Genomic DNA, 9,236 nt, shown 5'->3' with positions numbered 1-9,236 from the left:
TCTCCCCCTTTTCTTCCCCCCCCTTTCTTTGCTTCTTTCTTTTTTTTTTTTCTCCCCCCCCCCCCCCCCCCCCCCCCCCCCCCACCACCGCGGTTACCAGTAGACGGCGACGCCGACGTTCAGCAGCGCCAGGCCGCCGACCAGCGGCAGCCCGGCTCGCGGCAGCTTCCCGGGTTTGTGCGCCTCGAAGGCGAACACCAGCACCACCAGCGCGACGACCAGTTTCACCGCCACCTTGACGTTGTCCGGCTCGGCCGCGACCAGCCCGCTCGAAGCGAGGCCGACCAGCAGCGCACCGGTCAGGACCTGCAGGGCCGCGCTGTGCAGCACCAGCGTCGGCACCCCGGCCCGCCGGGCGATCAGTTCACCGGCCACCCCGCCGAGGATGCCCGCCATGCCCACCAGGTGCAGCACCACCAGGGTGCTGTACAGCAAGTTCATCCGCGCAAAACTCCTTCGCTCCCGCCGGAGCGCAGCCTACTACGCGACGTCGTATGACGTCGCGTAGTAGGCCGGGGAACTCAGGCGGAAGGCACCGAAGCGACTCCCGGCGCGAGGAACGGCTTCCCGTTGACCTTCTCCGAGACCCCGCTCCGGTCCAGGTACGGCGTGATGCCACCGAGCCAGAACGGCCAGCCCGCCCCGAGGATCAGGCACAGGTCGATGTCCTGCGCCTCGGCGACCACACCCTCGTCGAGCATGATCCGCACCTCCTCGGCCAGCACCGACAGCGCCCGCTCCCGCAACTGCTCCTCGGTGGAGGGCCGATCACCCCGCTCCCACAGCGCCGCGACCTCGGGGTCGACGGTGGCGTTGCCCTGGTCGTCCCACTGCCACACCGCCGACTTGCGGGCCTCGACGAACTTCGCCAGGTTCTGGCTCACGCCGAACCGGTCGGGGAACGCCCGGTGCATGGTCTCCGCCACGTGCAGCGCCACCGGCGGCCCGACCAGCTGCAGCAGGGTCAGCGGTGACATCGGCAGCCCCAGCGGGTCCAGCGCGCGGTCGGCCACCTCGAACGGCGTGCCCTCGTCCACCGCGGCCAGCACCTCGCCGAGGAACCGGGTCAGCAGCCGGTTCACCACGAACGCCGGTGCGTCCGAAACCAGCACGCTCGACTTCTTCAGCTGTTTGCCCACGGCGAACGCGGTGGCCAGCGAGGCGTCGTCGGTCCGCTCACCACGCACGATCTCCAGCAGCGGCAGCACCGCGACCGGGTTGAAGAAGTGGAAGCCCACCACCCGCTCCGGGTGTTCCAGCTTCGACGCCATCTCGGTGATCGACAACGACGACGTGTTCGTCGCCAGGATCGCCTCGGGCTTCACGTGCGCCTCGACCTCGGCGAACACCTGCTGCTTGACGCCCAGCTCTTCGAACACCGCCTCGATGACGAAGTCCGCGTCGGCGAAGGCCGCCTTGTCGAGCGAGCCGGACACCAGCGCCTTGAGCCGGTTCGCCGCGTCCGGCGAGAGCCGCTTCTTGCCCAGCAGCTTGTCGATCTCGCCGTGCACGTAGCCGACGCCCTTGTCCACGCGCTCCTGGTCGATGTCGGTGAGCACCACCGGCACCTTCAGCCGCCGCACGAACAGCAGCGCCAGCTGGCTGGCCATCAGGCCCGCCCCGACGATGCCGACCTTGTTCACCGGCCGCGCCAGCGACCTGTCCGGCGCCCCGGCCGGTCGCTTGGCCCGCTTGTTGACCAGGTTGAACGAGTACAGCCCGGCCCGCAGCGTGTCGGTCATCAGCACGTCGGCCAGCGCCTCGGTCTCCGCGGCGTACCCGCGGTCGAGGTCGCCTGCCCGCGCCAGCTCCAGCAGTTCCACGGCCTTGTTCGCGCCAGGCGAAGCGCCCTTGGTCTTGGCGTCCACAATGGACTTCGCGCGGGCGGTGGCCCGGTCCCACCCCGCCCCGCGGTCGATCTCGCGCCGCGCCGGGGTGACCTCCCCGCGCACCACCTTCGCCAGCCACAGCAGCGACTGCTCCAGGTAGTCCGCCGAGCCGAAGACCTCGTCCACGATGCCCAGTTCCGCGGCCTGCGCGGGCTTGAGCATCTTGTTCTGGCTCAACGCGTTCTCGATGATCACGGTGACCGCGGCGTCCGGCCCGATCAGGTTCGGCAGCAGCTGCGTGCCGCCCCAGCCGGGGAACAGGCCGAGGAAGACCTCGGGGAACGCGATCGCCGCGGTGTTCTCGGACAGCGTGCGGTAGTGGCAGGACAGCGCCAGTTCGAGCCCGCCGCCCATGACCGCGCCGTTGACGAAGGCGAAGGTCGGGATCTGCGACTCGGTGAGCCGCCGGAACACGTCGTGCCCGGTCTGCGCGATCTGGCGGGCCAGGTCCCGCCCGGCGATCTGCTCGACCCCGGACAGGTCCGCGCCGACGGCGAAGATGAACGGCTTGCCGGTGACCGCGATCGCCACCGGCTCGGCCGCGAAGGCCGCGTCGATGGCGGCGTTCAGGCTGACCAGGCTCTGCGGGCCGAAGGTCGACGGCCGCGTGTGGTCGTGGCCGTTGTCGATGGTGATCAGCGCCACCTGGCCGTCCAGGCCGGGCACGGTGATCAGCCGGGTGACCGCGTGGGTCACCACCTCGTCGGGGAAGGCGGCCTTCGCCTCTGCTGCGGAAATCACTCGTTCCCCTCCCAAGCCGGGTTCTCCCAGATGACCGTGCCGCCCATGCCGATGCCGATGCACATGGTGGTCAGGCCGTACCGCACGTCCGGGCGCTCGGCGAACTGCCGGGACAGCTGCGTCATCAGCCGGACCCCGGAGGAGGCCAGCGGGTGGCCGCAGGCGATCGCCCCGCCCCACTGGTTGACCCGCGGGTCGTCCTCGCTGATGCCGAAGTGGTCGAGGAAGGCCAGCACCTGCACGGCGAAGGCCTCGTTGATCTCGAACAGGCCGATGTCCTCGATGGACAGGCCGGTGCGGGCGAAGACCTTCTCGGTGGCGGGCACCGGGCCGATGCCCATCACCTCCGGCTCGACGCCGGCGAAGGAGTAGCCGACCAGCCGCATGCCGACCGGCAGGCCCAGCTCGGTGGCCACCTCCTCGGCGGCCAGGATGGCGCCGGTGGCCCCGTCGTTCAGGCCGGCGGCGTTGCCCGCGGTGACCCGGCCGTGCGGCCGGAACGGGGTCTTGAGCCCGGCGAGCTGCGCCACGGTGGTGCCGGGGCGGGGCGGCTCGTCCTCGGTGGCCAGGCCCCAGCCCAGCTCGGTGTGGCGAGTGGCGACCGGGACCAGTTCGGGGCCGATCTTGCCCGCCTTCACCGCGTCGGCGTAGCGCTCCTGGCTGCGCGCGGCGTAGGCGTCGGCGCGCTGCTTGGTGATCGCGGGGTAGCGGTCGTGCACGTTCTCCGCGGTCTGGCCCATCACCAGCGCGGTCGGGTCGACCAGCTTGTCGGCGATGATGCGCGGGTTCGGGTCCACGCCCTCGCCCATCGGGTGGCGGCCCATGTGCTCGACCCCGCCGGCGATGGCGATGTCGTAGGCGCCGAAGCCGATGCCGCTGGCGGTGGTGGTGACCGCGGTCATCGCCCCGGCGCACATGCGGTCGATGGCGAAACCGGGCACCGACTTCGGCAGCCCGGCCAGCAGGGCCGCGGTGCGGCCGATGGTCAGCCCCTGGTCACCGGTCTGCGTGGTGGCCGCGATGGCGACCTCGTCCACGCGCTCGGGCGGCAGTTCCGGGTGGCGCCGCAGCAGTTCCCGGATGACCTTGACCACCAGGTCGTCGGCGCGGGTACCCGCGTAGATGCCCTTGTCGCCTGCCTTGCCGAACGGTGTGCGCACCCCCTCGACGAATGCCACGTTGCGCACTGCTCGTGCTGACACGGGTGCTCCTCAACTCGATCGGGTAAGTGGTTACCCGCGACCATAGCGCTGGTTACCCGTCGGTAACCAGCGCTGTGGTCCAGTCGAGTGGCGGACACCACGTGCCGGCGGTCCGGTCAGTGCGCCCGGCTCACCTGAGCCCGTTGTCGGTGGCCGTCATCAGCACGCCGGTGTCCCCGGACATCTCCCAGATCATCGCGCCGAGCAGGCCCTTGCTCTTGATCCACGCGGTTTTCTTCCCGATCGCCCACGCGTCGTCGAAGGTCCACCACTGGCCGCCGTTGCCGGTGAAGCAGGAGGTCGCCACCGCGGCTTCGTCGTGGTGCACCGTGCAGTTCGGCACGCTGGCGATCAGGTTCGAGTAACCGCGCGTCCCGGCTTCCTCGGCGAACTGCCCCGGCGCCGCGCCGCCGGCCGCCTGCCACTCACCGGCCTTGCCGCCGTCGGTCACGCCCTGCCAGCCGCGGCCGTAGAAGGCCAGGCCGACGGTCAGCTTGCGCGGGTTGACCCCGGCGTCGAGGTAGGGCTTGATCGCGTTCTCCACGCTGAAGTGGAAGTTGTACGGGTCGTCCGGGTCGGTGTAGAGGTTGCCCTGGTGCCCGGTCCGGTTCGGCTCCCACGAGTTGTCGCTGCCGGCGCCGTGGAAGTCGTAGCCCTGCACGTTGAAGATGTCCAGCGACTTCGCCACCGGGCCCAGTTCCCAGCCGGCGTCGATCTTCGCCGGGTCGGCCGGGGTGAACGCGGTCAGCTGGTAGCGCTTGCCCTGCTGCGCGCCGAGTTCGTCGAGCTGCTTGCGGAACTCGTCGATCAGCAGGGTGTTGTTGACCTTGTCGGCCGGGCTGACGTGGTTGCCGGGGTGCCCCTCCGCGCCCGGCCACTCCCAGTCGAGGTCGATGCCGTCGAAGATGCCCGCCGCCGTGCCGGGGCCGCCGGCGCCGTTGTACACCGGCAGGTTGCCCTTGAGGTAGATGTCCAGGCAGGAGCTGACGAACTTCTTGCGGGAGGCGTCGGTGGCGGCCACGTCGGAGAAGTACTTCGAGTAGGTCCAGCCGCCCAGCGAGATGAGCACCTTCAGGTGCGGGTGCTTCGCCTTGAGCTTCTTGAGCTGGTTGTAGTTGCCGCGCAGCTTCTCCCAGCCGGTGTCGGCCACGCCGTCGACCGACTGCGCTGAAGACATCGGGCGGCCGTAGTCGGCTTCGGCGTCACCGGCGCCGTCACCCTGGTTCGGGTCCTGCGGGTTCGGCGTGGTGCCCTTCGTGACGCCCTGCAGGCAGGTCAGGTTCACCGGGTCGATGTTGCCGAAGGCGTAGTTGAGGTGGGTCAGCTTCGCCGCGGCGCCGTTGGTGTCGAGGTTGCGCACGAAGAACTGGCGGCCGTAGATGCCCCACTGCACGAAGTAGCCGATCTTCGCGTAACCGCCGACGATGTCGCCGGTCTTCGCGGTGACCGCGTTGCTCGGTGCCGAGGTGTTGTCGTAGCCGTCGCGGGCGCGGACCGTGAAACTGTACGAAGTGGACGGTGAGAGCCCGGCGATCTTCGCGCTGGTGGTGGTCACCGTGGTGGCGAGGGTGCCGCCGCGGTAGACGTCGTAGGCGGCGACGCCGGTGTTGTCGGTGCTCGCGGTCCAGGCCAGCGACACGCTGGCGGCGTCGGAGCCGGTCGCGTGCAGGTTGCCCGGCGTGGTCGGGGCCTGGGTGTCGTCGGCGGGGTTGTTGGTGCGCACGGCCAGTGGTGCGGAGGCGGGGGAGGCCAGCCCGGCGGTGTCCTTGGCGACCACGGTGAACGAGTACTCGGTGTTCGGGGTCAGGCTGGTGATCGTCGCCGTGGTGCCGGTGACCGCGGCGGCCTTCGCGGTGCCGTTGAACACGTCGTAACCGGCGACCGGGAGCGACCCGGGTGCCGAGGCCGACCAGCTGAGCGTCACCGTTTTGGTGGTCTTCACCGTGGCCTGGAGGTTCCCCGGTGCCGACGGTGGCGTGTCGGGTGAACCGTCGCAGTTGGCGCCGGCGATCCGGCACGCGGTCGGGTTGGCCGCCGTGCTGAGCCGGAAGGCCGGGTTGTACGGGTAGGTCGACTTCCCCGGTTGCAGGGTGCTGATGTAGTGCGCCGGGGTCAGCGTGACCTCGGTGCCGTTCTGGGTGACCGTGGCGTGCTCACCGCTGCTCGCGGTGACGCCGGCGGGCAGCCGGAAGCTGATCGTCCAGCCGGAGACCGCGGCCGAGCCGGTGTTGGTCACCTGGTACTGGCCGGTGGTGCCGGTGAGGGTGAACGCCGCGGTGAGCGGGCCCGCGGCCGCCGCGGGTCTGCCGAGCGCCGCCGAGACGCTGATGGCGAGCAGGAAGGACAGGACTGCGCTGAGCAACCGGCGTGGGGTGTGCCGCATGGGCTGATCCTTTGCGCGAGGACGGGAGGGTGGTCCAGACCATTTCACGCTAGCGGGCAGCCGGTGATAGGTATAGACCATTGTTCAACTGGGTCGATCCAGCCCACCCGGCTCGCACCTGGCACCATTCCAGGGTGCGGAATTCGGGCGGGGTGGGCAGGCCGCGGGCCACCGGTGCGGCGGCGAGCAGGCACGAAGCCCGCGAGGCCGTGCTCGACGCGGCGGCCGAGCTGTTCACCACCACCGGCTACACCGCCACCACCACCCGCGCGATCGCGGAACTGGCCGGGCTCCGGCAGGCGTCGATCTACTACCACTTCCCGGCCAAGGAGGACCTGCTCGCCGCCCTGCTCGCGGAGACGGTCGACCCGTCGGTGGCGGTGGCCAGGGAACTGCTGGGCGAACTGGCACCGGCCGAGATCCGGCTGTGGGCGCTGAGCTACTCCGACCTCCGCCTGCTGGGCGCGGCCAGGCACAACCTGGGCGTGCTGTGCCTGCTGCCCGAGGTCAAGGCGCTGAACCTGGCCGAGTTCCGGGCCGCGCGGGCCGAGCTGAAGGACTGCTACCGGGCCCTGATCGCCGAAGCCGGTGCGGCGCCCTCCGCGCTGGACATCTGCACCAGCCTGGCGTTCGGCCTGGTGGAGAGCATCGCCACGGCCCGCCGGGACAACCCGGACCTGGATGTGGAAGCCCACGCGCGCCACGGCGCCGATGCGGTGCTGCGGTTGGCCGGGCTGCCCGCCGCGAGTGGTTCGGTTCGCGCGGCGGGGCTGGAGTTGCTGCGGGCGGTCGCCTTGGCGTGTTCGCGGGTGTAGGTGCTGGTTTCGCGGGCGCGGCTGGCCGGAACGCCCGCGCGAGTGGCTGGTCCGGCGGGTGATCGCCTGGAAGTGCTCCCAGTGCCGCCCACGCGCGCAGCACCTCGGCCTCGTCGCGCTGCTCCGGCGGGCGTCAGTAGGTGCGGGTGATCGCCTTGCGGTGCCCTCGGGTTTAAGTGTTGTTTTCCGGGTGGGCGAGCAGTGCTTTGGCCAGTGCGGGTGTGGTCAGTTCGATCTGCCACGGGCGGGCGCCGCCCGCGTGCAGCACCTCGGCGACCCCGGCCTCGTCGCGCTGCTCCGGCGGGCGCCAGCAGGTGCGGCGGACCAGCTCGGGCAGCAGCAGGTTCTCCACCGGGAGCCGGTGGTGCTCGGCCAGTGCGGTCAGCGCGGTCCTGGCCGCCGACAGCCGCGCGGCGGCGTCCGGGTCCTTGTCGGCCCAGCGGTTCGGCGGGGGCGGGCCGTCGGTCGGCTGCGCGGGCAGCGGCAGCTCCGACTTGGGCAGCGACCGCGCGACCTGCAGCGGGCGCAGCCAGGTCGAGGCGTACTTGCGCTGGACCCGGCCGCTGAACACCGGCAGCGCCTGCAGTTCGGCGGTGGACTTCGGGTCGGCGAGCACGGCGCTGACGATCGCGCTGTCCGGCAGCACCCGGCTCGGTGCGCGGTCGCGCTTGCGTGCCATCTCGTCGCGGATCTGCCAGAACTCCCGCACCGCGGCCAGCCCGCGCGGGGAACGGATCTTGTGGATGCCGGAGACCCGGCGCCACGGCTCGGCCCTCGGCGGGGGCGGCGGAGCGGTGCGGACCGCTTCGAACTCCTGCCGGGCCCACTCCAGCTTGCCCTGGGCCTCCAGTTCGGCTTCGAGCTTCTCGCGCAGCGGGATGAGCAGCTCCACGTCCAGCGCGGCGTAGTTCAGCCAGTCCACCGGCAGCGGGCGCCGTGACCAGTCGGCCGCGCTGTGGCCCTTCTCCAGCCGGTACCCGAGCAGCAGTTCGACCAGCGTGCCGAGCGCGACTCGCTCGTACCCGGCCAGCCGCCCGGCCAGCTCGGTGTCGAACAACGCCGTCGGCCGCAGGTCCAGTTCGGCGAGGCACGGAAGGTCCTGGGATGCCGCGTGCAGCACCCATTCGGCGCCGTTGAGCACGTCGGCGAGCGGCCCCAGCTGCCCGCTGAGCGGGATGGGGTCGACGAGGAAGGAGCCCACGCCCTCCCGGCGCAGCTGCACCAGGTAGGCCTTGGGCCAGTAGCGGTAACCGGAGGCCCGCTCGGTGTCCACCGCGATGGCGCCCGCGCCATCGGCGAGCCGGGCGCAGGCGTGCGCCAGCGCCTCCGGGTCGGCGATGACCCCGGGGGTACCTTCGGCCGGTTCCGTCAGCGGAATCGGCGCCGGCGAATCGGGCGTCGCGCCGTCCTGATCAGCGGTATCCACTCCACGACCCTACGGTAAGGGCCGACCGCGCCTGGTCGGCCCTTACCGCGGCAGAGCCCTGACTAGCGGATGACGCCCGCGCGCATGGCCAGTGCGACCATCTGCGCCCGGTCACCGGTGCCGAGCTTGCGGCCGATCCGCGACAGGTGGGATTTCACCGTCAGCGCGGAGAGGCTCAGCTCCTCACCGATTTCCTTGTTGGACTGGCCGTCGGCCACGAGCTGCAGCACCTCCACCTCGCGAGCGGACAGCTCGCGCGGGGTGTTGTCGGTGCCCGCGACCCTCGTGCCGGTGGCCAGGACCGGAGCGACGCTCGGATCGGCGTAGACGCCGCCCTCGAGCACCCTGCGCACGCCGTCGGTGACGACCACCGGCGACGCGGACTTGAGCAGGTATGCCTGGGCGCCCGCCTGGAACGCCGAACGAACCGCGTACGGGTCGTCCGAGGACGCGAGCACGACCACACGAGGCCAGCCGTGGCTACGGAGTTCCGTAACCAGCTCGATGCCGCTGCCATCGGGCAGGCCGAGATCGAGGATGGCCAGGTCGCACGGCCCGGTGGCCGTCGCCCTCGCCCTCGCCTCGGCCACCGTGGCGGCCTCGTGAACCGTGCCCGCACCCATCTGTGCGAGTCTTGCTGCGATTGCCTCCCTCAACAACGGGTGGTCATCGACCACCAGTACGGAAAAAAGTTCTTCCCGCGGGTGCGGAACCATGCTCGCCGGCAATGCACCGGCTGGCGTGGAACGGACGGCCTGAGATAAGCCGACGGCAGCCACG

At 71.0% G+C, this 9,236-nt stretch carries 7 protein-coding genes; 1 reads left to right on the top strand and 6 read right to left on the bottom strand.

What is annotated here, in order from left to right:
• Positions 1 to 93 precede the first annotated feature (93 nt).
• The 4 genes from AC07EG_RS15950 to AC07EG_RS15935 all read right to left on the bottom strand — a co-directional run bounded on the left by AC07EG_RS15950 (position 94) and on the right by AC07EG_RS15935 (position 6,215).
• Complete coding sequence (locus tag AC07EG_RS15950) at positions 94 to 441, bottom strand: hypothetical protein (RefSeq protein WP_478253834.1); 348 nt, start codon at positions 439 to 441, stop codon at positions 94 to 96.
• Between the two features lie 80 nt (positions 442 to 521).
• The gene (locus tag AC07EG_RS15945) at positions 522 to 2,630 is read right to left on the bottom strand and encodes a 3-hydroxyacyl-CoA dehydrogenase NAD-binding domain-containing protein (protein WP_478253833.1); all 2,109 of its coding nucleotides are present in this window, start codon (positions 2,628 to 2,630) and stop codon (positions 522 to 524) included.
• Complete coding sequence (locus tag AC07EG_RS15940; RefSeq protein ID WP_478253931.1) at positions 2,627 to 3,817, bottom strand: thiolase family protein; 1,191 nt, start codon at positions 3,815 to 3,817, stop codon at positions 2,627 to 2,629. The genes AC07EG_RS15945 and AC07EG_RS15940 overlap by 4 nt, the downstream gene beginning before the upstream one ends.
• 145 nt (positions 3,818 to 3,962) lie before the next feature.
• Positions 3,963 to 6,215: a glycosyl hydrolase family 18 protein gene (locus tag AC07EG_RS15935; protein WP_478253832.1), complete on the bottom strand. Its 2,253-nt coding sequence runs from the start codon at positions 6,213 to 6,215 to the stop codon at positions 3,963 to 3,965.
• Positions 6,216 to 6,349: 134 nt separating this feature from the next.
• Here AC07EG_RS15935 and AC07EG_RS15930 point away from each other — a divergent pair, with 134 nt between their 5' ends.
• Positions 6,350 to 7,030, top strand: a complete 681-nt coding sequence (locus AC07EG_RS15930; RefSeq protein ID WP_478253831.1) for a TetR/AcrR family transcriptional regulator — start codon at positions 6,350 to 6,352, stop codon at positions 7,028 to 7,030.
• 172 nt (positions 7,031 to 7,202) lie between these two features.
• Here the strand turns inward: AC07EG_RS15930 and AC07EG_RS15925 are convergent, their stop codons facing one another.
• Positions 7,203 to 8,456: an HRDC domain-containing protein gene (locus AC07EG_RS15925; RefSeq protein ID WP_478253830.1), complete on the bottom strand. Its 1,254-nt coding sequence runs from the start codon at positions 8,454 to 8,456 to the stop codon at positions 7,203 to 7,205.
• A 62-nt stretch (positions 8,457 to 8,518) separates the two neighbouring features.
• Complete coding sequence (locus AC07EG_RS15920) at positions 8,519 to 9,235, bottom strand: response regulator (RefSeq protein ID WP_040406084.1); 717 nt, start codon at positions 9,233 to 9,235, stop codon at positions 8,519 to 8,521.
• Position 9,236 lies beyond the last annotated feature (1 nt).

The sequence above is a fragment of the Amycolatopsis sp. NPDC045836 genome (assembly GCF_056431745.1).
Note: the sequence above shows the minus strand (reverse complement) of the source record. Positions and strands in the feature narration are given on the sequence as shown.